Consider the following 24,814-nt stretch of genomic DNA (forward strand, 5'->3'; position numbering starts at 1 on the left):
GGGAGGGCCGCCATGGCCGGACCGCCGATCGACGGCGCGGTCGCGCTCGTGACCGGAGGCAACAGAGGGCTGGGCCGGGCGTTCACCCGGGCCCTGCTGGACAGGGGCGCGCGGACCGTCTACGCGGGCGCCCGCGACCCGGGCACCGTCACGGAACCGGGCGTCGTGCCGGTCCGGCTCGACATCACCGACCCCGCCCAGGTCGCCGCCGCGGCCGCGGAACTCGGCGACGTCACCCTCCTGATCAACAACGCGGGGATCTCCCGCGCCCGCGGCCTCGTCACGGAGCCCGACGCGCGGGCCGCGCGGGCGGAGATGGAGACGAACGTCTTCGGCACGCTGGAGATGTCCAGGGCCTTCGCCCCGGTGCTGGCCCGCAACGGCGGCGGCGCGCTGGTCAACGTGCTGTCGGTGCTGTCCTGGGTGGTCCTGCCCCAGGCCGCCTCCTACTCCGTCTCCAAGGCGGCGGCGTGGTCGCTGACCAACGGGATACGCCAGGAACTGCGCGAGCAGAAGACCCTGGTGGTGGGGGTGCACGCGGCGTTCATCGACACCGACATGGCCGCCCGCGTCACCCAGCCCAAGATCAGCCCGGCCGAGGTGGCCGCGCAGGCGCTCGACGCGGTCGAGCGGGGACGTGAAGAGGTGCTGGCCGACGCGTTCACGCGCGAGGTGAGGGCCGGGCTCTCCACGTCCGTGTGACCGGTCATCCGGCCACGGCCGCCACGTACTCGCGGAAGCCCTCCCAGGCGGTCCTCGTGTCGGGGTCGTCCTCGTGCGGGAAACGGAAGTCCTGGACGTAGATGGAGATGTCGTCCAGTTGCCAGCGCAGCCGGAAGAAGTCCATGGCGGCCTGTGAGACCTCGTGGCCCGTCGCCGCCGTGTACGCCTCCCGTGCCCGGCGGCACTCGCCCAGCGCCAGCCACAGATCCCGCTCGGGCGGGGCCAGCGCCACCGTGTCCCAGTCGATCAGCAGCCGCCTGGACCCCGCGCGCAGGACGTTGCCCGGGTGCGGCTCGCCGTGCGTGATCACCGTGCCGGTGCCGTGCGCGGCCGCCTGGGCGTCGAACCCGGCCAGGACCTCGCGCAGCTTCGCCGCGCCGTGGCCGGACAGCAGGCGGCGGGCCGGTTCCGCGTACGGGCCGCCGGTCCACGGCCGGTCGAGCTCGTCCAGGGCCCGCTCCAGGGCGGCGCGGCCGGTCAGCGACGGGTCGAAGACCGGGACGCCGGTGGCGGCGCTGCGGTGGAGTTCGGCCAGCAGGGCGGCCATCGCCGTACGATCGGAGCCGGTCTGCTCCTGGCCGAACTCGCCCGCCGTACCCTCGACGAGGGGGTAGACCGTCAGCGCGTAGTGCGGCGGGAAGGCCGCGATCGGCGCCCCGTCGCGGGCGGGCAGCGGGCGGACCACGAAGCCGAGGTCCAGGCTCGCGGCGGTGCGCATCGCGGCGGCCAGGGCGGCGAAGGAGCGGGCCGGGCGGGCGGCGGTGACGAACCAGCGGCCGTCGGCGGTCCAGTGGTGGTCGCCGAAGCCGACCGGGGCGTGGGTCAGGCGCCAGAACGGCAGGTCCCAGTGCTCGCGCAGCGCGCGCAGCAGGTCGCCGGCACGGATGTCGGCGGGAGGGTTCCGCAAGGTCACGTCCTTTCGGTGGTCGTCCTTCATGGGCGCCGGGTGATGACGTCGGCGTCGCGGGGAGCGCGAGAAGTTCCGGCCGCCCGCGTCCGGGGCTTCGAGCTGGCCGCAGTGCGCACCCGAGCCTGGCACAGGACGCGGCGGCGGGGCATCCGGTTTTGGCCCTGGCCGAAAAGTCCCGTTCCGTCCTGGCCGGGTCCGGCCAGTTCACCGAGATCGTCGGACACGCCGCCGCCGTCCGTGATAGCTACGTGACGCACGGTAATCACGGCGATTCTCGGGAGAACAAAACGATGGTGGCTTACGCGCTCGCGGTGGGGGCGGCGGTGGGCGTGGTGGCGCTCGCCGCCCTCGTGTTCAGGAAGATCGGCAAGGGCAGCGACGACAACGACCCCGGCGGTCCGTCGGTCGCGCACGCGGGCGCCATGCTGTCGGCGCTGTTCCTGCTCGCGTTCGCGATCGCGATCATCGTCCCCTGGACCAAGGCCGACTCCGCCCGCCAGAACACCCAGACGGAGAGCCAGGCGGCCGTCGAGGCCTACTGGGCCGCCGACGGCCTGCCCCCCGCGACGCGCGACGCGGTCCGCTCCGGGCTGCGCGACTACGTGGGGTTCGTCGTCGACAACGAGTGGCCGCTCATGGCCCAGGGCGCGGTCGACCCCGTCGGCGCCGAGCGGGTCGACGCGCTGCGCACGCAGGTGACCGGGCTCGCGACCAAGTCCGACGAGGTGGCGGACGCGCAGGACCAGGTCCTCGCGCACGTCCAGGACCTCGCCGCCGCCCGCGCCCAGCGCGTCATCGACGCCGGGGCCACACCGCCGAACGGCCTGCTCCTGCTGACGGCGCTTTCCGGCATCATCGTGGTGCTGTTCCCGCTGCTGGCCGGTGCCCGGCCGCGCGGCTGGTCGGTGCTGCCGCTGATGGCGCTGGCCGGGATGCTCGGCTTCGGCATCTACCTCACCTGGGACATCATGCGCGTCTTCGACGGGCCGCTCGCGGTCGGGCCGGACGCGTTCCGCGCGGCGCTGCAGGAGTTCGCCCGCATAACCGGGGGCGTGTGACCGTGGCTCTGCCGCGCAGGCCGCTGCTGGTGGCGGCGATGACTCTCGTGCTGTGCGCGGTCGCGCCGGGCGCGGCCGCCTTCTCGCCTCCGCCCGACCACGCCACGGCCCGGCACGGGCAGGAGCCCGAGCCGGATTCCGAGGCCGCGGTGGGGCCGGTGGACATCTCGCTGTGCCTGGAACTGGGGGTGGTGAGCGTGCGGCTGGGGTGCGCGAAGGAGCCGCCTCCGCCTCCGCCACCGCCACCGCCGCCCCCGGACCCCGAGCCGACGCCCGAGCCGACGCCGGAACCGACGCCGGAACCGACCCCGGAACCGACCAGGAAGCCGACGCCGACGCCGGTGCGGCCGACACCCACGCCCGCCCCCACGCGCTCACCCGTGACCCAGCCGGTCGTCCAGCCGCGGGTCGTCGAGCGTGAGACGGCCACGCCGACCCCGTCACCCAAGCCGACGCCCAGCGCGCGGCGCGCCCGCGTGCGCGTCCCCGAGCCCCCGCCCCCGCGCAGAAACCCGCTGGGCACGGTGCTCCTGCTGGTGGTGCTGACCACCGCGATCGCCTCGACGACCGCCGTGGCCTTCGGCGCCTTCCGTTAGCTCTGCCGTGGCCCGCCCGGCCTTCCGGGCGGGCCACGCCGGTCAGCGGGTGCGCGTCATCTGCTCGTTCATGATCAGGAACGCGCCCAGTCCGTGGAAGTCGTTGACCGGCCGCGCCCGGTTGAAGTAGTAGCCGAACACGTCGTCCACGTTGGTGCCCTCGCTGATGTCCACGATGGTGGTACGCCCGTCGGAGCCGGTCGACACCTTGGCCAGGACGCCCTGGTAGCCGCGCTCGGCGTACACCTGGTAGGACGGGTCGACGTAGCCGCGCTCGACCGAGCGGGAGATCGTGTAGGTGAACATGGCCGAGCACGAGGTCTCGGTCCAGTTGCCGGAGTCGCCGCGCTCGGTCACGACCTGGAACCAGCGCCCGGTCGCCGGGTCCTGCCAGGTGGCGTAGGCGGGGACGAGGTTGCGCAGCATGGTGATCAGGGCGGCGCGGCGCGGGTGGTCGGCGGGGATGATCTCGAGGAGGTCGATGGCCGCCATGCCGAACCAGCCGATGGCCCGGCACCAGGAGATGCCGTTGGTGTTGCCGAGCGAGGGCTTGACCCAGGAGGCGGTGAGCCCGCCGGGCTGGTCGTAGGCGTGGTAGAGCAGGCCCGCGGCGCTGCCCGACGTGCGGTTGAGGCGGCTGTAGTAGATCTCCATCTGCTTGGCCGGCTCGGTGCGGGTGAAGGCGTCCTCGGCGACCCACGCGCCGTAGCGGGCCAGGAACGGGTTGACCATGAACACGCCGTCGGCCCAGAGCTGGCCCTGGCGCGAGTCCGAGGTGGAGTGCCACCAGCCGCCGTCGGAGGTGCGCGGGTAGGTGTTCAGCCGGTTGCGGATCTTGGCGGCCGCGACGCGGTAGCGGCTCTGGCCGGTCTCCTTGAACAGCGCGAGCAGGACGTTGCCCGACTGCATGCTGTCGAGGTTGCTGAAGCTGTGGGAGATGTTGCCGGAGGAGTCGACGAAGCGGTCGGCCCAGTCCTTGATGTACTGCAGGAGGCGGGGGTCGCCGGTGCGCTGCCAGACCAGGTATTGGCCCCAGAGGTACAGGCCGCGGGTGTAGCCCCAGCCGCCGAGCGCGCCGGGGGAGTGGCGGGCCATGGTCGACTCGACCACCGCGGTGGACCAGTCGACGCCGCCCGGGTCGTCCACCGACAGCGAGTCGACGTTGGGCCCGCCGTTCGCGGTGGTGGCGGTGGCTCTGATCGGGGTGGTTCCGGCGGCCAGGGGGACGGTGAGGCGGGCGGTGCGCCAGTTGGTCCACGCGCCGGTGCCGGGGAAGTCGACCACGGTGCCGGCCACGTTCATCTGCCGGTTGGCCGCGGTGCCGTTGGCGTAGCGCAGGGTCAGGGTGACGGTGCGGGCCTCGGATGACTCGACCGCCCATTCGACGTAGGAGCCGAGCAGGTTGTCGTAGTTGACGAAACCGGTCCCGGTGTAGCCGGGATGGTTGGACTCGACGGCTCCCTGGGAGATCGTGGCGTTCTCGGCTTCGAGGAGCGCTGCCGCGCCGGCGGGCCGGGCGTGGAGCGACAGGGCGGCCAGCATGAGCGCCGTGGTGATCTTCAGGATCACGGCGAAGGCTCCTCACTGTGAGACATCCCATGTATCACCTGCCCCTGACGGCAGAGTGAGGTCTCCCGGGCTAGCTGGAGGCTGGAACGGCCCGGGAGACAGATCCAATCTTTCGCCGGAAGAGATCTGCTCCAGAGCTATCACCAAACGGTTGCTGCGTCCAGGGTCCGATCAGATCATCGGATCTTTAACTCCTCAAAGTTAGGAAACCTTCTTAAAGAATGGAGCGTTCCAAGATCTGAAATCTGTTGACGGATGTGACTCTTTGTGGGAACACGATGAAAAGCTCCAATCTTTCGCCGCCAGTCTCAAGGAGCACCATGAAGTTACGTAGGTCCCGGGGAGCCTGTGCCCTCCTGCTCGCCGCCGGGATGCTGACCGCCTTGCCCGCCACGGCCGCCCAGGCCGCGCCGACCCGCTACGAGGCCGAGAACGCCACGATCGTCCAGGGCGCCGTCGAGTCCAACCACGCGGGCTTCTCCGGCACCGGATTCGTCAACGGAGAGAACGTCGCCGGGCCGTACGTGGAGTGGACCGTCAACGCGCCCGCCGCCGGACCCGCCACCCTCGCCCTCCGCTACGCCAACGGCACCACCGCCAACCGGCCCAGCGACATCAGCGTCAACGGCACCCTCGTCGCCGACGACCGCGCGTTCGCCCCCACCGGCGCCTGGTCCACGTGGACCACCAGCACGCTGACCGCGACGCTCCAGGCCGGGCCCAACAAGATCCGGGCCACCGCCTCCGCGACCGGCGGCAACCCCAACTGGGACTTCCTCGACGTCGAGATGTCCGCGCCGACCACCGAGTACCAGGCCGAGAGCGCGACGATCTCCCAGGGCGCCGTGGAGTCCAACCACCCCGGCTACACCGGCTCCGGCTTCGTCAACCTCGACAACCTCGTCGGCAGCTACGTCCAGTGGACCGTGAGCTCGGCCACCGCCGGCACCCAGGGCCTGTCCTTCCGCTTCGCCAACGGCACCGCCGACGCCAGGCCCATGGACATCTCGATCAACGGCGGCGCCCCCGTGAGCCTGAACTTCCCCTCCACGGGAGCCTGGCCCACCTGGCAGACCGTCAGCCTCAACGCCGCGCTCACCGCCGGCGCCAACACGATCAGGGCCACGTCGAGCACCGCCAACGGCGGCCCCAACCTCGACAAGCTCGACGTCACCGGACCCGGCGACACCGAGAAGCCGACCGCGCCCGGCCAGCCGTCCTGCACCCAGATCACCCACAACAGCCTCCGGCTGGACTGGGCGCCCTCGACCGACAACATCGGCGTGGCCGGCTACGACATCTTCCAGCTCGGCACCCAGATCGGCACCGCGGCGGCGCCCCCGCACACGCTGACCGGCCTGCAGGCGGACTTCACCTACACGATCTCCGTCTTCGCCCGCGACGGCTCCGGCAACGTCTCCGACAGCAGCCCCGAGGTCACCTGCCGGACGCAGCCGGCGCCGCCGGACGATCCGCCCACGCAGCCGGGCAAGCCGGCCGTCACCGGCGTCCAGCCGACCCAGGCCACGCTGACCTGGACCGCCTCGTCCGACGACAACGGCGTGCGCGCGTACCTGATCCGCGACGCGAGCAACACCGTGCTGCACACCGTGACCGGCACGCCGCCGGCCGGCACCGCGCAGGTGGCGCTGGAGTGCGACAAGACGTACCAGCTGCACGTGGTCGCGCGTGACACCGCCAACCAGCTGTCCGCCCCGAGCGCGGCATCCGACTCCTTCACCACCGGCAGCTGCGGCACCGTGCCGCAGACCCCGGCCACGGTCGCCGGCAGCTGGGACATCCCGTGGGACATCTCCTGGGCGCCCGACGGCTCGTTCGCCCTGGTGACCGAGCGCGACACGTTCCGGGTGTTCAAGCTGACCCCGTCCGGCACCAAGACGCAGGTGGGAACCGTACCCAACAGCCAGACCACCGGCGGCGAGGGCGGCCTGATGGGCCTGGCGATGTCGAAGACCTGGAACGGCACCTCCGACCAGGAGGTGTTCTTCTTCCACACCTCCTCCGAGGGCAACCGCATCGCCAAGATGACCTTCAACGGCACCGCCCTGTCCGGCTACACCTCGCTGCTGCAGGGCATCGCCAAGAACCGCTACCACAACGGCGGCCGGCTCAAGTTCGGCCCCGACGGCTACCTGTACGCCACCACCGGCGACGCCCAGCAGACCAGCCACGCGCAGAACCTCAGCTCGCTCAACGGCAAGATCCTGCGCCTCACCAAGACCGGCGCCGCGGCCCCCGGCAACCCGTTCAACAGCCGCGTCTACAGCTACGGCCACCGCAACCCGCAGGGCATCGCCTGGGACTCCGCGGGCCGCCTGTGGTCCTCCGAGCTGGGCAACTCCTCGCGTGACGAGCTCAACCTGATCCAGTCGGGCAAGAACTACGGCTGGCCGCAGTGCGAGGGCACCTGCTCCGTCTCCGGCATGACCAACCCCAAGCGGACCTGGGGCGTCGGCGAGGCTTCGCCGTCCGGCATCGCCATCGTCAACAACACGGTCTTCATGGCCGCCCTGCGCGGCCAGCGCCTGTGGCGCATCGTCCTGAACGGCGAGAACGTCGGCACGGTCAACAGCTACTTCAACGGCACCTACGGCCGCCTGCGCGCGGTGGAGAAGGTGCCGGGAGCCGGCGCCATCTGGTTCGGCTCCAGCAACTCCGACAACAACGGCAACGGCAACCCGGACGTGATCCGCCGCTCCACCATCCAGTGACCCCACCGCCCAGCTCTCGCCCGGCGGCCGCACCCGCGGCCGCCGGGCGAGTCACCCCCCGAGCGGAGCCTCGATGACCCCCTCTCGACGTGACCTTCTGAAGGCCGCGGGCATCGCGGGCGGCGGCGCGGTCCTGCTGCCCCGCACGGCGGTGGCCGCATCAGGTACGGCCCTCGCCTCCCCCTGGGACCAGGTCCCCGCGATCCTGGCCAGAATCGTGCCGCCGGCCTTCCCCGACCGGACCTTCCCCATCACCGACTACGGCGCCAGACCGGACAACACCACCGACTGCACCCCCGCCTTCCGCGAGGCCATCGCCGCCTGCAACGCCGCCGGCGGCGGCACGGTCCTCGTCCCCGGCACCGGACGCTTCCGCACCGGCAAGATCCACCTGTTGTCCAACGTGCGCCTGCACGTGGAGGCCGGCGGCACGATCCGCTTCCGCTCCGACGCCGCGTCCTTCCTGCCGACCGTGTTCACGCGCTGGCAGGGCATCGAGTGCTACAACTACTCGCCCTTCATCTACGCCCGCGGCCAGACCAACATCGCGCTGACCGGCACCGGCACGATCGACGGCAACGCCGCGGCGGGCCCGTGGTTCGGCTTCGACGGCCGGCGCGACCCCGACTGGCAGCGCCTGCAGGCGATGGCCGTGGACGGCGTCCCGATCGACCAGCGCCAGTTCGGTGACGGCCACTACCTCAAGCCCAACATGATCCAGCTGTACGGCTGCGCCGACATCCTCATCGAGGACCTCGACATCAGGAACCCCGCGATGTGGGCGGTGCACCCGGTCCTGTCGCGCAACGTCACCGTCCGGCGCGTCAAGATCTACAGCCGGGGCGCCATGGTCGACGGCGTCGACCCGGAGAGCTGCGCCGACGTGCTCATCGAGAACTGCTCCTTCGACACCGGCGACGACGGCACCGTGATCAAGTCGGGCCGCGACATCGACGGCCGCCGCGTCGGGGTGCCGTCGGAGAACATCGTCATCCGCGGCAACAAGTACTACGGCCGCTGGGGCGCGATCACCGTCGGCAGCGAGATGTCCGGCGGCGTGCGCAACATCTTCGCCGAGAACAACCAGATCTTCCCCGGCTCCAGCTACAAGTCGTTCTACGCGCTCTACCTCAAGACCAACAACCGCCGCGGCGGCGTGATCGACGGCGTGCACGTACGCGGCCTGACCGGCGGCCCGTGCGACCGGGGCGGCTTCTTCATCGACATGAACTACAGCCTGACCGGCCCCGGCCACGGCCCCATCGTCCACCCGGTCATCCAGAACATCACCGTCGAGCATCTCGACATCAACGACTCCCCGTTCGCGATCAAGCTCTCCGGCTCCTCGGCCAGCCGGATCAGGAACGTGACCGTCTCCGACTCCACGTTCACCGCGATCGACACGCCCGCGCCGCAGATCAGCAACGCCGACAACGTGCGACTGCACAACGTCAGAATCAACGGCACCCTGTACGGCACGCCGCCCGCGGGCACCCGTTACGAGGCCGAGAACGCCACCATCGTCAGGGGTGTGGTGGAGTCCAACCACGCCGGCCACTCCGGCGCCGGCTTCGTCAACTACGACAACGTGGCCGGCTCCTACGTCGAGTTCGCGATCACCGCCGCCAACGCCGGGACGGCCACGCTGGCCTTCCGCTTCGCCAACGGCACCACCACGAACCGCCCCATGGACGTGGCGGTCAACGGCACGGTGATCGCCGCGGCCAAGCCCTTCAACGGCACGGGCGCCTGGACCACCTGGCAGACCGCCACGGTCTCGGCCCAGCTCGACGCGGGCGCCAACACGGTCCGGGCCACCGCCACCACGGCGAACGGCGGCCCCAACCTCGACCACCTGGAGGTGACCGCATGACCCCCGGGGAGGCGGCAGGCACGCCGGACCCGGCCACCCCGGGCACGTCACCGGCACCCGGCCCGCCACGGGCACCCGGCAGATCACCGGCACCCGGCCCGCCACCGGAAGGCCGGGCCCCCGCGCTTCCGGGGGACCCGGTCCGCGTGCCCGGTGCGCCGGAGGCACACGGCGGGGCGGCGGGGCCGGGCGGGTGGGGGGTGTCGCGGCGGGTGGTGCTCGGCGGTGCCTTCGGGTCCATGGCGGTCGCGGCGTTCCCGGGCGGGCTGGACACGGTCTGGGCCGGGGCGGCATGGGAGCTGGACAAGCGCGTGAGCACGCCGGAACAGTGGCGGGACTTCCTGGAAAAGCAGGACCTGCTCTGGGCCCGCCTGCCCACCGTCTGGCACGAGGGCCCCTTCCTGGGCGACGGCCTGCTCGGCAGCATGGTCTACAAGGAGCCCGGCGCCAACAAGGTCCGCTTCACCACCCAGCACGGCCGCGTGCAGGACCACCGGCCCCAGTTCGGCAGCGGGTTCGGCACCTGCCGCCTGCCCGTCGGCCATCTCACCCTCGACCCGGCCGGCACCATCACCGCCGTCGACTGGCGCCTGAGCCTGTGGGACGCCGAGCTCACCGGCTCGATCACCACGACGGCCGGGAGGATCACGTTCACCGCCTTCGTCCACGACGAGCTCCTCGTGGCCGACGCCACCGCGACCGGGGACGAGCAGGTCCGGTGGACGTTCCATCCGGAGGCGGCCGACAGCCCGCGTGAGGCCTCCGAGGCCCCGCCCTCCGGGTACGTACGCAACCCCGCCTGGACCACCAGGACGACCGGCGAGGTCAGGCAGGTTCTGCAGGCGCTGGCAGGCGGTGGGCAGACGGCCACCGCCTACCGGCAGAGCGGCGGCCTCCTGCTGCTCAGCGTCGCCCACAGCTTCCCGTCGGACACCGCCGCCGAGGCCGCCTCCCTCGCCAAGGTGCGGGACGCGGGGCCGTACCAGAGCCTGAGAGACGAGCATCAGGCCTGGTGGCACGCCTTCTACCCCAAGAGCTTCCTCAGCCTCCCCGACGAGCGGCTGCAGTCCTTCTACTGGATACAGCTGTACAAGACGGCGAGCGCGACGCGGGCCGGCGGGCCGGTGATGGCGACCACCGGGCCGTGGCTGGAGCCGACGCCGTGGCCGGGCGTGTGGTGGAACCTCAACGTGCAGCTCGAGTACTGGCTGATCCACGGGTCCAACCACCTGGAGCTCGACTCGGTCACCACCACCCTCGACCGGAACCGGCAGCGGCTCGTCGACAACGTGCCGAGCGCCTACCGCGCCGACTCCAGCGGTGTGGGGCGCAGCTCGGACATGTTCGCCACCAGGAGCGTCGGGACGCCCGGCAGCGGCGCCGAGGTCGGCGACCTGACCTGGGCGCTGCACAACGTGTGGCTGTCCTACCGGCACACCATGGACGACACGCTGCTGCGCGACACGCTGTTCCCGCTGCTCAGGCGGGCGATCAACTACTACCTGCACTTCCTGCGGACCGAGGGCGACGGCAGGCTGCACCTGCCCAGCACGCTGTCGCCGGAGTACCCGGTGGTGCCGCCCAAGGACACCAACTACGACCTCGCGCTCATCAGGTGGGGCTGCCAGACGTTGCTCGACGCGGCGGCCAGGCTCGGCGTCGACGACCCGCTCAAGCCCAGGTGGCAGAGCACGCTGGCGAACCTGACGCCCTATCCGACGGACGGCGACGGGTACATGATCGGCGTGAGCACGCCGTACAGCCAGTCGCACCGGCACTACTCGCACCTGATGATGATCTACCCGCTGTACCTGGTCACGTGGGATCAGGCGGCGAGCCGTACCCTCATCGAGCGCTCGATCGCGCGCTGGCACGCGGTCACCGGCGCGCACCGCGGCTACAGCTACACCGGCGCGGCCTCCATGTACGCGAGCATGGGCCGCGGCGACACCGCGCTCGGCTACCTGACGCGCTTCTTCGACCCGGCCACGTCCTTCCCCTGCCGGGCCAACACCCACTACACCGAGGCCGGCCCGGTCATCGAGACCCCGCTCTCGGCGTCGCAGAGCATCCACGACATGCTCTGCCAGAGCTGGGGCGGCGTGATCCGGGTCTTCCCCGCCGTGCCGTCGGCGTGGCCCGACGTGACCCTGCACGACTTCCGCACCCAGGGCGCCTTCCTGGTCTCGGCGGTACGGCAGGCGGGGACGACCCGGTTCATCCGCGTGCGCAGCCTGGCCGGTGAGCCGCTCAAGCTGCGCCACGGCCTGCCCGGCGCGCCCACCGCGACCCTGGACGACGGCACCCCCGCCCAGGTCACCGACCTGGGCGGCGGAACCGTGCAGATCGTGCTGGCCAAGGACCGCGAGGTGCTCCTGCACACGGGGCCGCGGCCGCCGCTGGTCGTCGACCGGGCACCGATCTCCAGGCCGGGCGCGCGCTGGGGCCTGCCGGGGACGCCGTCGCCGCCGGGCCGCCACGAGGCCGAGAACGCGCTGATCTCCCAGGGCGTGGTGGAGTCGAACCATGCCGGGTTCTCCGGCTCGGGCTTCGTCAACCTGGACAATGTGGCGGGCTCGTACGTGGAGTTCACCGTCGCCGCGACCGGCGCGAGCACGCTGACGATCGGCTTCGCCAACGGCACCACGAGCGGCAGGCCGATGACCGTCACCGTGGACGGCGCCGCCGCCGGGTCGCTGGACTTCCCGCCCACCGGGGCGTGGACGACCTGGCGGACGGTGTCGATCCCGGCCGGCCTCGGCACGAAGGTCCGGCTCACCTCGGCCACCGCCAACGGCGGGCCCAATCTCGACTACCTCGACGTGGCCGCCTCGGGCACCGACTACCAGGCCGAGGACGCGGTCATCACGCAGGGCGCGGTGGAGTCGAACCACGCGGGCTTCACCGGCTCCGGCTTCGTCAACCTCGACAACGTCGCGGGTTCGGCGGCCGAGTTCACCGTCACGGGCGGCGGGACGAGGACGATCACCGTCAGGTTCGCCAACGGCACCGCCGTCGCGCGCCCCATGGACGTGCTCGTCGACGGCGTGCGGGCCGGAGCGCTCACCTTCCCGCCGACCGGCGCGTGGACGACCTGGCAGACGCTCTCTCTCCGGGCGCAGCTCGGCACCAAGATCAAACTCGTGTCCACGTCCGCCAACGGCGGCCCGAACCTCGACAAGATCACTATCGGATAGGCAACCATGGAACTGTCACGCCGCCAGCTCGGCATCCTCTTCGGCGCCGCCGCCACGGCGCCGCTCCTGACCGCCCGCCCCGCCTTCGCCGCGCCGACCCTCCTTCCGCCCGGACAGACCTGGCAGCAGATGTGGTCGCCCACCGCGCGCGGCGACGGCATGCGCGCCTGGGAGTCGATCGAGGACGACCGGGCCGACTCCCACACGTCGGCCGCGCCGCACATCTTCCCCGAAGGCGACAACTTCCGCTTCACCATGCACACGGTCGACCGCGACACCAGCACCGACCGCCAGCGCCACGAGGTCACGGGCAACCGCACCCCGGCCGGCTACCTGCAGTGGAAGTCAGGGGAGCTGTGGCGGGTCACGTACGCGATGTTCATCCCGGCCACGCTCAAGGCCACCACGTCCTTCACCCACATCTTCCAGACCAAGATGCCGGGCAGCGGCACCGCGCCCATCACCGTCACCTCGCTGCGCCGGGTGGACGGCAGGCAGACCATCGAGCACAAGGTCTTCGAGCCGAACATCCTGGTCGGCCGGACCGACCTCACGCCCCTGCACGACAAGTGGATCGACATCGACTACGAGATCAAGATCGGTGACGGGTCGTCCGGCGCGGTGCGCTGGGTGCTGAGCAGCGGCGGCACGACCGTCGTCGACGCCACCAGGACCGGCGTGGACACCTTCCTCGGCGACCGGGTGCGGCCCAAGTGGGGCATCTACCGCTCCCTGGGCGACACCTCGGGCTCGCTGCAGAACTGCCACCTGCTGCTGACGAACCTGAAGTCGTACAGGGCCGTGCCGGGCGGCGGTGGCAACACCACCCGCTACGAGGCGGAGAACGCGACGGTCTCGCAGGGTGTGGTGGAGTCGAATCACGGGGGTCACTCGGGTACGGGGTTCGTCAACGGTGACAACGTGGCGGGCAGCTTCACCGAGTGGACGGTCGGCGGCAGCGCGGGGGCGGCGACGCTGCGGGTGCGTTACGCGAACGGGACGTCGGCGAACAGGGCGGCGGCCATCGCGGTCAACGGGGTCGCGGTCGTGGCGAGCCAGTCGTTCAGCGGCACCGGCGCCTGGACCGCCTGGGCCACGACCACCTTGCCGATCACCTTGAACGCCGGGGCCAACACGGTCCGGATCACGGCGAACACCGCCAACGGCAACCCCAACCTGGACTACATCGAGGTGACCCAATGACCAGCCAGTTACCCGGCGGGGCACTGCGCGCCGCGGCGCTGTCCCGGCGCGAGGCCCTGCGCGGCGCGGCGCTCGGCGCCGGGGCCCTGGTGCTCGGGGGCACGCTCCCGGCAGCCCTGAGCGAGCGCGCGGCGGCGCGCGCGCATGACGCGGGCGCCGGAGCGCGGGGCGGGGCCGCGGTCGTGGAGGGCACGGCCGCGGCCTCGCCCTGGGACGAGGTGCCCGAGATCCTGGCCAGGATCGTGCCGCCCGCCTTCCCCGACCGGACTTTCCCCATCACCGACTACGGGGCCGTCGGCGACAACAGCACCGACTGCACCGCGGCCTTCCGCAACGCCATCGCCGCCTGCGCCGCCGCGGGCGGCGGCCGGGTGCTGGTCCCGGCGGGCACCTTCCGCACCGGCAAGATCCACCTGCTGTCGAACGTGAACCTGCACGTCCAGGGCACGATCCGGTTCCGTACCGACCCGGGCTCCTACCTGCCGCCCGTCTTCACCCGGTGGGAGGGCATCGAGTGCCACAACTACTCGCCCTTCATCTACGCCAACGGCAAGACCGACATCGCGCTCACCGGCACCGGAACCATCGACGGCAACGCCCCGGCGGGCGAGTGGTCCTCGTGGGGCGGCGGCGGCGCCGACCGCGACCGGCTGCGGGACTGGGGCGCCGACGACCACCCGGTGGAGCAGCGGGTGTTCGGTTCCGGCACGAAGCTGCGCCCGAACATGATCGGCCTCTACAACTGCACGAACGTCCTGGTGGAGAACCTCAACCTGCGCAACCCCGCGATGTGGACGCTGCACCCGGTCTACTGCACGAACGTCACCGTCAGGAACGTCACCTTCTACAGCACCAACTCCCAGGGTGACGGCTGCAACCCCGACTCCTGCACCGACGTCCACATCCACGACTGCCGGTTCAACACCAACGACGACTGCGTCCCGGTCAAGTCGGGCCGCGACCGCGACGGCCGCCGGGTCAACCGGCCCTCGCAGAACATCGTGGTGCGCAACTGCAGGTTCTCCGGCCGCTGGGGCGGCATCACCGTCGGCAGCGAGATGTCGGGAGGGGTGCGCAAGGTCTTCGCCGAGGACTGCCAGTGCAACGCCGCCGACTTCCCCGGCCGCTACCCGGTCAAGTACGCGCTGTACGTGAAGACCAGCTTCAACAGGGGCGGCTTCGTCGAGGACGTCCACCTGCGCCGCTTCACCGGCCGCAACCTTGAACGCGACGCCGTCTACATCACGATGAACTACGAGACGTCCGGCAGCATCCCGCCCACGGTACGCAACTTCACCGTCGACGCCATGACCGTCACCGGCGGCCGGGCGGCCTTCAACATCGACGGCCGCTCCGCCAGGCACATCCAGAACGTGACGATCTCCAACAGCACCTTCACCAGCATGACCAATTCCGGAAATATCGCGAACAATGTCGACAACCTCCAGCTGATCAACGTCTTCCACAACGGCCGCGACATCTCCACCACCAACCCGCCCACCGGCACCCGCTACGAGGCGGAGAACGCGACGGTCTCGCAGGGTGTGGTGGAGTCGAATCACGCGGGTCACTCGGGTACGGGGTTCGTCAACGGTGACAACGTGGCGGGCAGCTTCACCGAGTGGACGGTCGGCGGCAGCGCGGGGGCGGCGACGCTGCGGGTGCGTTACGCGAACGGGACGTCGGCGAACAGGGCGGCGGCCATCGCGGTCAACGGGGTCGCGGTCGTGGCGAGCCAGTCGTTCAGCGGCACCGGCGCCTGGACCACCTGGGCCACGACCACCTTGCCGATCACCTTGAACGCCGGGGCCAACACGGTCCGGATCACGGCGAACACCGCCAACGGCAACCCCAACCTGGACTACATCGAGGTGCAGCAATGAGAGGTGCAGCAGTGAGAGGTGCAGCAACGAGTGGCGCGGCGATGCGAGGCGCCGCCTGGCCCCTGGCCCTCGCCCTCCTGGCCTTCCCCCTCACCGCCACGCCCGCGAGCGCCACCACCGCCGCCGAGTTCAACGTGCGCGACTACGGCGCCACCGGCAACGGCAGCACCAACGACGACGACGCCATCGACCGCGCCATCAACGCCGCCGGCGCCGCCCCCGGCGGCATCGTCGTCTTCCCCTCGGGCAACTACCGCGCCCGCACCATCCACCTGAAGAGCAACGTCACCATCCGCCTCGACTCCGGCGCGACCGTGCGCGCGGCGAGCAGCGGCATGGACGCCCCCGAGCCCAACGCCTTCGACGACTACCAGGACTTCGGCCACAGCCACTTCAACAACTCCCTGTTCGTCGGCCGGGGCGTCAGCAACGTGCACTTCGCGGGCGCCGGCTCGATCGACGGCGACGGCAATCTGTCCACCAGCAACTCGCCGCCCTCCGGCGCGGGCAACAAGGCCATCGCGCTGACCGAGTGCGCGAACGTCAGCATCACCGGCATCACCATCCGCCGCGGCGGCCACTTCATGGCGCTGCTCAACGGCTGCCACGACGTCCTCATCGACAACCTCAAGACCGTCTACGCCGAGAACGGCGTGCGCGACGGCATCAACCTGATCAACAGCTGGAACGTCGTCCTGCAGAACAGCCGGATCGAGGCCGGCGACGACGCGGTGGCGCTGAAGAGCGACTTCGCCCTCGGCCACACCTACACCAGCCAGAACGTCCGCGTGCGCGACACCACGATCTACTCCCACGAGAACAACGCGATGCAGTTCGGCTCGGAGACGTGCGGCGACTTCCGCGACATCCGCTTCGACAACATCACCGTGCTCGGCGCGGGCAAGGCCGGCATCGGCATGGTCTCGATGGACGGCGCGATCATCGAGGACGTCCGCTACACCAACATCTCGCTCACCAAGACCACCACCCCGATCTTCATGAAGATCGGCGAACGCAAGCGCTGTCCTGGCTCGCCGCCCGCCGGCCGGATCAGGAACATCCACCTGACCAACGTGACCGGCCACGAGCTCACCGCCCCCGAGCCCTCGGGCACCACCGGCGGACCCGAGCTGACCAGCACCATCACCGGCACGCCCGCCGTCGACATCGGTCCCGGCATCACGCTCGACGGCGTCAGGCTGACCGTCCCCGGCGGCCACCCCGCCTCCGACGCCACCCGTGTGCCCGGCGAGTTCCTGACCAGCTACCCGCCCCGCGACTACGGCACCCGCCCCGCGTTCGGCATCTGGGCCCGCCACGTCCAGGGCCTGTCGGTCAAGGGCGAGATGCGCCTCGACCAGAACGACAACCGCCCCGCGTTCATCGTCGACGACGGCTCCGGCATCAGCCTCGACGTCGTCGCCCAGCGCGGCTCCGGCAGCGCCTACGACGTCGGCGTCAGCGGCATCAACGGCTACTCCGTCACCGGCGTCAACACCGCGGGCGGCGCGCTGCGGGTGCGCGCGACGAACTCCACCCCCGTCCCCGGCAACCCCGTCAGCCTGTACGGCGAAGCCGAGGCGGCCACCGTCACCGCCCCCATGCAGATCCAGCAGGACCCGGCGGCCTCCGGCGGCTCCTACGTCACCGTCGCGCCGGGCAACAACAGCCAGCCGGCGGCGCCGCCGACCGGCCACGCCACGCTCGGCTTCGCCGTACCCGATCCCGGGTCCTTCAAGGTCTGGGCCCGCGTCATCGCGCCCACGACCGGCGACGACTCGTTCTGGGTGCGCGCGGACGGCGGCGCGTGGACCAACTGGAACACCGTCCCGCTCGGCGCCTCCTGGCACTGGGCCCAGCTCCCGGTCACCTACGACCTGAACGCCGGCGCCCACACCGTCACCTTCGCCTACCGCGAGGACGGCGCCCGCCTGGACCGGGTGGCGATCTCCAGCGACCCGTCCTTCACCCCGTCCGACGGCCCGCCCCCGGCCGGCTCACGGTATGAGGCGGAGGAGGCGACGATCGCGCAGGGCGTCGTGGAGTCCAACCACGCCGGGTTCACCGGCACCGGCTTCGTCAACGGCGACAACGCCGCCGGGCCCTACGTGGAGTGGACGGTCACCGCCGCCCAGGCGGGCGCCGCCACGCTGGCCTTCCGGCACGCCAACGGCACCACCGTCAACCGGCCGATGGCCGTCTCGGTGAACGGCGGCGCACCCGTCACCGTGAACTTCCCCGGCACCGGCGCCTGGACCACCTGGACCAGCGCCACGCTGCCTGCGCGGCTCAACGCCGGTGCGAACACCGTCAGAGCCACCTCCACCACCGCCAACGGCGGACCCAACCTCGACCACCTCGCCGTGACCGGCCCGTAGAGGAGCGCGAATGTCCCGAGCCCCACGTGCGGCCTTACTGGCCGTCCTCACGCTCATCCTCGGCACGCTGGTCGCCGTACCGGCGCGGGCCGAGCTTCAGCACCCGCGCCAGGCGTTCCTGCGTTCCTCCGTCGGCGGGTTGTTCCTGCACTGGGGCATGCGCACCTCGCCCCAGCACACCAGTTGCGGCGCCTGGGAGTCGGCCGTCACCGGCGGCGGCTGGAACCCGGGCTACTGGGTCCAGGAGGCCAAGAAGCTGCACACGCAGTACATCGTGCTGGCGACCTTCCATTCGCGGCTGGGGTACGCGCGGCCGTACCCGAGTGCCGTGCCGGGCTCCTGCCGTACCGGCAGAGACCTGCTCGGCGAGCTCATCGACGCCGCCGACGCCCAGGGCGTGAAGGTCATCCACTACATGACCGACGACCCGCAGTGGTGGAACGAGGGGCTCGGCTCCGGCCAGTCGTGGCTGAACTCCGCGGCCTACTCCAGCTACAAGGGCCGCACCGTGGACCTGCACACGCGCGACGGCTTCGGCGAGTTCAGCTACGACCTGTTCGTCGAGCAGCTCACCCGCTACCCGAAGCTGGCCGGGTTCTGGATCGACAACGACAACGCCTACTGGGAGCGCAACGGCCTCTACGAGCGCATCCGGCGCGAGCGGCCGGACATGACGCTGTCGAACAACAACGAGGACACGCCGATCATGGACATGATCAGCAACGAGCAGAAGACCGGCATGACGCCGAGCTACGACTATCCGCAGGCGGTCTACACGGCGGCGCCGCGCCTCATCGAGGCCGACTTCAAGCTGCCGACCAGCGGCCCGTGGTGGTACGGCGGCTCCGACCAGGCCGTCGACCACAAACTCACGCTCGGCCGGCTGATCACCAACGCCGGATCGTCGGTCAAGGCGCTCATGGCCGAGACGCCGATGAAGGCCGGGCGCATGCCACCGGCCCAGGAGAGCTTCAACACTTTCGCGAACACGTACCTGGCGGCGATCTGGGAGTCGTTGTCCGGGACCGAGGGCGGCGGCTACATGTACGGCGGGCTCGACCCGGGCTTCTGGAACAACGGCGCGCACGGCGTGACCACGATCAGCAAGACCAACCCGAACCTGCACTACATCCACGTGATCAACCGGCCGTCGGGCAGCACGCTGTCCCTGCGTGACAACGGGTACAAGATCAGCTCCGTGGTGAACCTGCGCTCCGGCGCGCCGGTGAGCTTCACACAGGCCAACGGGACGCTCACGCTGAGCGGCGTCTCCGGCTGGGACCCGTACGACACGGTCTTCAAGGTCGTCTCCGCGGGCCGGGAGGGCATTCACACCGGCGTCACCCTGTCGGCCTCCGCCTCGGCCGGTGGCCATCCGGCCGCCGACGCCGGTGACGGCGACTACCTGACGTACTGGGACGCCACCTCGGCGGGCACGGTGTCGCTCCGCTTCGACCTGGGTGCGCAGCGTCCGGTCCGCTACATCGGGATCAACCAGCGCGAGGACTCCACGACGTACCCCGCCGCGAACTCCGCGCGGATCAACGGCTACCGCGTCTACGTCAGCAACGACGGCACCAGCTGGGGCAGCCCGGTCAAGACCGGCAACCTGCCCAACCACCGCGGCGTCCAGTTCATCGACCTCCCGCCCACCACCGCCCGGCACGTACGCCTGGAGAAGACCGGCAGCCACGGCATCGCCCGGCTGCGCGTGGACGAGGCGTGGATCGGCGGCGCCTACCCCGGCGGCGCCGTCGAGCCGCCGGAGAACCGTTACGAGGCGGAGAACGCGACGATCTCGCAGGGCGCGGTGGAGAACAACCACGCCGGATACTCCGGCACCGGCTTCGTCAACGGCGACAACCTCGCCGGACCCTACGTGGAGTGGACGGTCAACGCCGCGCGGGCCGGGAACGCCACGCTGACGTTCGGCTTCGCCAACGGCACCACGGCGGGCCGCCCGATGGACCTCGCGGTCAACGGCACGCAGGCCGCCGGCGAGCTGGCCTTCGACCCGACGGGCGCCTGGACGAACTGGACGACGCGGACGCTCACCGTGCCGCTGAACGCGGGCGCCAACACGATCAGGGCCACCGCCACGACCGCGGGCGGCGGGCCGAACCTGGACTACCTCGACGTCGAGGCGGCGAGCGGCCACACGCCGACCGACCACCAGGCGGAGGACGCGGTGATCTCGCAGGGCGCGGTGGAGTCGAACCACGCGGGCTTCACCGGCACCGGGTTCGTCAACTACGACAACCTCGTGGGCTCCTACGTGGAGTTCACCGTGAACGCGGCGAGCGCGGGCCCGGCGACGCTCACGCTGCGCTACGCCAACGGCACCACGGCGGGCCGCCCGATGGACCTCGCGGTCAACGGCACGCAGGCCGCCGGCGAGCTGGCCTTCGACCCGACGGGCGCCTGGACGAACTGGACGACGCGGACGCTCACCGTGCCGCTGAACGCGGGCGCCAACACGATCAGGGCCACCGCCACCACCGCCGGCGGCGGGCCGAACCTCGACCGGATCAGCCTCGGCTGAAGGAGAACGCGTTGAATCCGACAAGACCGCGCGCGGCCGCCGTGGCCGTGCTGCTGGCCGCCGCAGGCCTGGCGATCTCCTCCTCGCCGCCCGCGAGCGCCTCCGACAACGGGCAGTCGATCCGGCCCGCGATGGGCTGGAGCAGCTGGAGCTTCGTACGCCGCTGGCCGGACGAGGCCAAGATGAAGGCCCAGACCGACGCCTTGGCCGGCAGCGGCCTGCCGGCCAAGGGCTACGTCCACATCAATCTCGACGACTTCTACCAGAAGTGCGACGCCAACGGCTTCCTGGTCGACGGCTTCGGCCGCTGGCAGGTGGACGCCGCCAAGTTCCCCTCCGGGATCAAGGCGCTGGCCGACTACGTGCACTCCAAGGGGCTGAAGTTCGGCTTCTACGTCACGCCGGGCATCGCCAAGAACGCCGTCACCCGCAACACCCCGGTCGAGGGTACGAGCTACCGCGCCGCCGACATCGCCGACACCGGCGCGAGCATGCACAAGAACTACAACTGCAAGAACATGTACCGGCTGAAGTGGTCGCATCCGGGCTCGCAGGCGTTCATCAACTCCTGGGCCAACCAGATGGCCTCGTGGGGCGTGGACTACCTCAAGATCGACGGCGTGGACGCCACGACGATCGCCGACGTCGAGGCCTGGGACAGGGCGCTGCGGCAGACCGGCAGGCCGATCAACTTCGCCCTGTCCAACAACCTGCCCATCGCCCAGGCCTCCACCTGGAAGCGGCTGGCCAACAGCTGGCGTACGCAGGGCGACGTCGAGTGCTACTGCGGTCCGGGCCCGAACGGCTCCGGCTACCCGCTCACCACCTGGGCCAAGATCACCAGCCGCTTCGCCTCCGCCGCCGCGTGGCAGCCGTACGCCGCGCCCGGCGGATGGAACGACCTCGACTCCCTGCAGATCGGCAACGGCGACCAGATGGGGATCAACGCCGACCAGCGGCGTTCCCACCTGACGCTGTGGGCGATGGCCGCCTCGCCGCTGCTGCTCGGCAGCGACCTGACCGCGCTCACCTCGACCGACCTGGCCATGCTCACCAACGAGCGGCTCATCGCCGTGAACCAGGACGGCGTCGCCGCCGACCGCATTGTGAACAGCGGCGTCAACCAGGTCTGGCGTAAACGGGAGTCGAACGGCGACTACATCGTGGCCCTGTTCAACACCGGAACCTCGGGCAACTCGACGGCCAGCGTGAACTGGTCGCAGGTCGGCTTCTCCGGCGCCGCCGAGGTGACGAACCTGTGGTCGGGCGGCGCCGAGGGCACCGTGTCCTCCACCTACAGCGCCACCCTGCGCCCCGGCGAGGCCCGCCTGATCAGGGCCAGGCCCACCTCCGGCACCGTCGCCCGCCTGGAGGCCGAGCAGGCCGTGATCACCCAGGGTCTCGTGGAGTCCAACCACGCCGGCTACTCCGGCACCGGCTTCGTCAACTTCGACAACGTCTCCGGCAGCGGCATCGAGTTCACCGCCAACACCGCGAGCGCCGGCACCGCGACACTCACCCTGCGCTTCGCCAACGGCACCGCCGTCAACCGCCCGATGAGCGTCTCCGTGAACGGCGGCGCCCCCGTCACCCGCGACTTCCCCGGCACCGGCGCCTGGGCCACGTGGGTCAACGCGCCGATCACCGCCGAGCTCAACGCCGGGGCCAACACGATCAGGCTGGTCGCCACCACCGCGAACGGCGGCCCGAACATCGACTACCTGGACGTGCCGGCCCCGTCGGCGCCGAGCTCGGAGTACCAGGCGGAGAACGCGGCCATCTCGCAAGGGGCGGTCGAGTCCAACCACGCCGGCTTCACCGGCACCGGCTTCGTCAACCTCGACAACCTCGCCGGCTCCCACGTGGAGTTCACCGTGAGCGCCGCGGCCGCAGGGCCGCGGCCGCTCACGATCCGCTTCGCCAACGGGACCACCGCCGGGAGGCCGATGGACGTCCTCGTCAACGGCGTGCTCGCCGCCGACGAGAAGCCGTTCGACCCCACCGGCGCGTGGACCACCTGGGTGGAGACGACGGTGACCGCCGACCTTCAGGCGGGGGCCAACACCGTCCGACTGCTGTCCACCACCGCCGGCGGAGGGCCGAACCTGGACCGGATCACACTCGGCTGAGCGGCGCGTGGGCGGTCCGCCGATCCAGCAGGACCGCCCACGCCAGCACGGCCAGCGCGGGCACCATCAGGCCCGCGCCCACCCACATCGGGGCGCGGAAGCCGAACCCGGCGTCGAGGGCCAGCCCGCCGAGCCCGGGACCGGCGGCGGCCCCCACGTTGAACGCGGCCGTGGCGAACGCCCCCGCCAGGGTGGGCGCCCCGGCCGCGAGCTGATAGGCGCGCGAGGTCAGGGCCGGTGCCAGCCCGAAGGCCAGCAGCCCCTGCGCGAACACCAGCGTGACCAGCACCACCTGGTTGCCGCCGGCCAGGGCGAGCACCGCCCAGCCGGCGGTCAGCGCGGTCATGCCGAAGCCGAGGACGCGCATGGGGTACGCGTCGCCCAGCCGCCCGCCGAGCGTGATGCCCAGGAACGCCCCCGCGCCGAACAGCACCAGCGTGCCCGGCACCCACCCCTCGCCGAGCTCGGCCACCTCGGTGACCATGGGCGCGAGGAAGGTGAAGGCGCAGAAGGTGGCGCCCTGGATCAGCGCGTTCAGCAGGTAGGTGACCACGACCCGCCGGTCGGCCAGCGCCCGCAGCTCGGCGCGCACACCGGTCCGCGCCTGGCCGCCACCGTCCGCAGCGGCGCCTCCCGCCGGAGAAGTCCCTCCTGCCGGGGAGACGCCTCCTGCGGGGGAAGAGGCTCCTGCCGGGGAAGCGCCTTCCGGCCGGGAAGGCCCCGTGGGCGCGGTACGGCGGGCCGTACCGGAGGGCAGGGCGCGCAGAATGGCCACGGCGGACAGGGCCGACAGGACGGCGACGGCCCAGAAGGCCGAGCGCCACCCCCACAGCTGCCCGAGCACCGCGCCCGCCGGGACCCCGGCGACGCAGGCGACGGTCACGCCGCCCACCACGACGGCCAGGGCCCGCGCCCTGGCCCGGACCGGCACCATGGCGACCGCCGCGGCGGCGGCCACGGCCCAGAAACCGGCGTTGGCCAGTGCCGAGACGACGCGGGCGGCGAGCAGCACGGCGTAGTCGGGGGTGAGGGCCGACACCACGTGGGCGGCGGCGAAGACGGACAGGAACAGCACCAGCGAGCGCCGCCGCGGCCAGTGCAGGGTGGCGGCGGCCAGGACGGGCGCGCCGACCACCATTCCGATGGCGAAGGCCGAGGTCAGCAGACCGGCCTGGGACAGGGACACGCCGAGATCGGCGGAGATGTCGGGCAGCAGCCCGGAGAGCATGAACTCCGAGGTGCCCTGGGCGAAGACGGCGAGGCCGAGGATGAAGACCGCCACAGGCATGGCAGTGAGACTCCCGAGTGAGAGACGGACAGGACCTTAACGGCGGTCCCGGTCACACCATCCGCGCACGCCGCGCGGGCATGCGGAGGCCGACCACCGGAGCGCCGGTGGTCAGCGTCTGTCGGACTCGGGGCTGGACATAGACAGGAGACCCTAGTCGGCGATGTCCGGGAACGCAAGGAAACGGGTGTGGACGCGGCGGGCCTCGGGGGAGTGCTCGGCGTCGCCGCCGTAGCGCATGACGAGCGCCACGTACTCCTCGAAGAACTCCGCGAGCTGCGTCAACGTGACCGTGATCGTGCCGCGGGAGAAGGGGAAGGCGTCACCCCAGCCGCCCGGCTCCGACGCGGCCTGAGCGTGGCGGAACGCGGCGATGTCCTCACTATAAGCGCGGGCCTGGATCTCGTCCATGACCGCGCGGGTCTGCTCGTCCTGCTCGCTGCGCAGAGGGAAACGGAGGTCGGCGCGGACGTGGCGCCACCAGCGCTCGCGGCCGCGCGCCTTCTCCGGCACCTCCTCGACGAAGCCGTGCTTGGCCAGCTCCCGCAGGTGGTAGCTGGTGGCGCCGGTGTTGAGGTCGAGGTCACGGGCCAGGTCGGCGGAGGTGGCGGGGCCATGGGTGCTGAGGTGGTCCAGGATGCGCTGGCGGCGGGGGTGGGCGAGCGTCCGCAGCGCTTCGAGGTCGGTCAGCGTGCGTACCTCATGATCGGCCATGGGCGTCAACCTACCGGAT

15 protein-coding genes are annotated in these 24,814 nt (G+C 71.3%); 11 read left to right on the plus strand and 4 right to left on the minus strand.

What is annotated here, in order from left to right; all coding sequences use genetic code 11:
• Positions 1-12: 12 nt before the first annotated feature.
• On the plus strand, positions 13-702 hold the full coding sequence (locus ACIBI5_RS41735) for an SDR family oxidoreductase (RefSeq protein WP_397255413.1): 690 nt from the start codon (positions 13-15) through the stop codon (positions 700-702).
• Between the two features lie 4 nt (positions 703-706).
• Here ACIBI5_RS41735 and ACIBI5_RS41740 read toward each other — a convergent pair whose 3' ends face one another.
• Positions 707-1,630 carry a phosphotransferase gene (locus ACIBI5_RS41740; protein ID WP_397255415.1) on the minus strand — a complete coding sequence of 308 codons (924 nt, stop codon included), beginning with the start codon at positions 1,628-1,630 and terminating at the stop codon, positions 707-709.
• 293 nt (positions 1,631-1,923) lie between these two features.
• Between ACIBI5_RS41740 and ACIBI5_RS41745 the strand changes: the two genes are divergently transcribed.
• Positions 1,924-2,691 carry a hypothetical protein gene (locus ACIBI5_RS41745; protein ID WP_397255417.1) on the plus strand — a complete coding sequence of 256 codons (768 nt, stop codon included), beginning with the start codon at positions 1,924-1,926 and terminating at the stop codon, positions 2,689-2,691.
• Positions 2,688-3,287, plus strand: a complete 600-nt coding sequence (locus ACIBI5_RS41750; protein ID WP_397255419.1) for a hypothetical protein — start codon at positions 2,688-2,690, stop codon at positions 3,285-3,287. Before ACIBI5_RS41745 ends, ACIBI5_RS41750 begins: the two co-directional genes overlap by 4 nt.
• A 42-nt stretch (positions 3,288-3,329) precedes the next feature.
• Here the strand turns inward: ACIBI5_RS41750 and ACIBI5_RS41755 are convergent, their stop codons facing one another.
• On the minus strand, positions 3,330-4,856 hold the full coding sequence (locus tag ACIBI5_RS41755) for a glycoside hydrolase family 88 protein (RefSeq protein WP_397255421.1): 1,527 nt from the start codon (positions 4,854-4,856) through the stop codon (positions 3,330-3,332).
• A gap of 320 nt (positions 4,857-5,176) precedes the next feature.
• On the opposite strand from ACIBI5_RS41755, the gene ACIBI5_RS41760 reads away from it, so the two are divergent.
• The 8 genes from ACIBI5_RS41760 to ACIBI5_RS41795 all read left to right on the plus strand — a co-directional run bounded on the left by ACIBI5_RS41760 (position 5,177) and on the right by ACIBI5_RS41795 (position 22,793).
• A complete protein-coding gene (locus ACIBI5_RS41760) occupies positions 5,177-7,588 on the plus strand; it encodes a PQQ-dependent sugar dehydrogenase (RefSeq protein ID WP_397255423.1) in 2,412 nt (803 codons plus the stop codon).
• Between the two features lie 73 nt (positions 7,589-7,661).
• Positions 7,662-9,461: a glycosyl hydrolase family 28 protein gene (locus ACIBI5_RS41765; protein ID WP_397255425.1), complete on the plus strand. Its 1,800-nt coding sequence runs from the start codon at positions 7,662-7,664 to the stop codon at positions 9,459-9,461.
• Complete coding sequence (locus ACIBI5_RS41770) at positions 9,458-12,658, plus strand: glycosyl hydrolase family 95 catalytic domain-containing protein (RefSeq protein ID WP_397255427.1); 3,201 nt, start codon at positions 9,458-9,460, stop codon at positions 12,656-12,658. Before ACIBI5_RS41765 ends, ACIBI5_RS41770 begins: the two co-directional genes overlap by 4 nt.
• A 6-nt stretch (positions 12,659-12,664) precedes the next feature.
• A complete protein-coding gene (locus ACIBI5_RS41775; RefSeq protein ID WP_397255429.1) occupies positions 12,665-13,861 on the plus strand; it encodes a carbohydrate-binding protein in 1,197 nt (398 codons plus the stop codon).
• A complete protein-coding gene (locus ACIBI5_RS41780; RefSeq protein ID WP_397255431.1) occupies positions 13,858-15,744 on the plus strand; it encodes a glycosyl hydrolase family 28 protein in 1,887 nt (628 codons plus the stop codon). The genes ACIBI5_RS41775 and ACIBI5_RS41780 overlap by 4 nt, the downstream gene beginning before the upstream one ends.
• Before the next feature lie 11 nt (positions 15,745-15,755).
• Positions 15,756-18,122: a glycosyl hydrolase family 28 protein gene (locus ACIBI5_RS41785; protein ID WP_397255433.1), complete on the plus strand. Its 2,367-nt coding sequence runs from the start codon at positions 15,756-15,758 to the stop codon at positions 18,120-18,122.
• A 10-nt stretch (positions 18,123-18,132) separates the two neighbouring features.
• The gene (locus tag ACIBI5_RS41790; protein ID WP_397255435.1) at positions 18,133-20,664 is read left to right on the plus strand and encodes a carbohydrate-binding protein; all 2,532 of its coding nucleotides are present in this window, start codon (positions 18,133-18,135) and stop codon (positions 20,662-20,664) included.
• A gap of 11 nt (positions 20,665-20,675) precedes the next feature.
• Positions 20,676-22,793: a CBM35 domain-containing protein gene (locus tag ACIBI5_RS41795; RefSeq protein ID WP_397255438.1), complete on the plus strand. Its 2,118-nt coding sequence runs from the start codon at positions 20,676-20,678 to the stop codon at positions 22,791-22,793.
• Here ACIBI5_RS41795 and ACIBI5_RS41800 read toward each other — a convergent pair.
• Together ACIBI5_RS41800 and ACIBI5_RS41805 are read right to left on the minus strand one after the other, a co-directional pair.
• A complete protein-coding gene (locus tag ACIBI5_RS41800) occupies positions 22,780-24,081 on the minus strand; it encodes an MFS transporter (protein ID WP_397255440.1) in 1,302 nt (433 codons plus the stop codon). The two genes, ACIBI5_RS41795 and ACIBI5_RS41800, sit on opposite strands and share 14 nt — an antisense overlap.
• Before the next feature lie 153 nt (positions 24,082-24,234).
• Entirely contained in the window at positions 24,235-24,795 is a 561-nt protein-coding gene (locus ACIBI5_RS41805) for an ArsR/SmtB family transcription factor (protein WP_397255442.1), read from the minus strand.
• Positions 24,796-24,814 lie beyond the last annotated feature (19 nt).

The sequence above is a fragment of the Nonomuraea sp. NPDC050540 genome, from assembly GCF_044457485.1.
Classification (GTDB): Bacteria; Actinomycetota; Actinomycetes; order Streptosporangiales; family Streptosporangiaceae; genus Nonomuraea.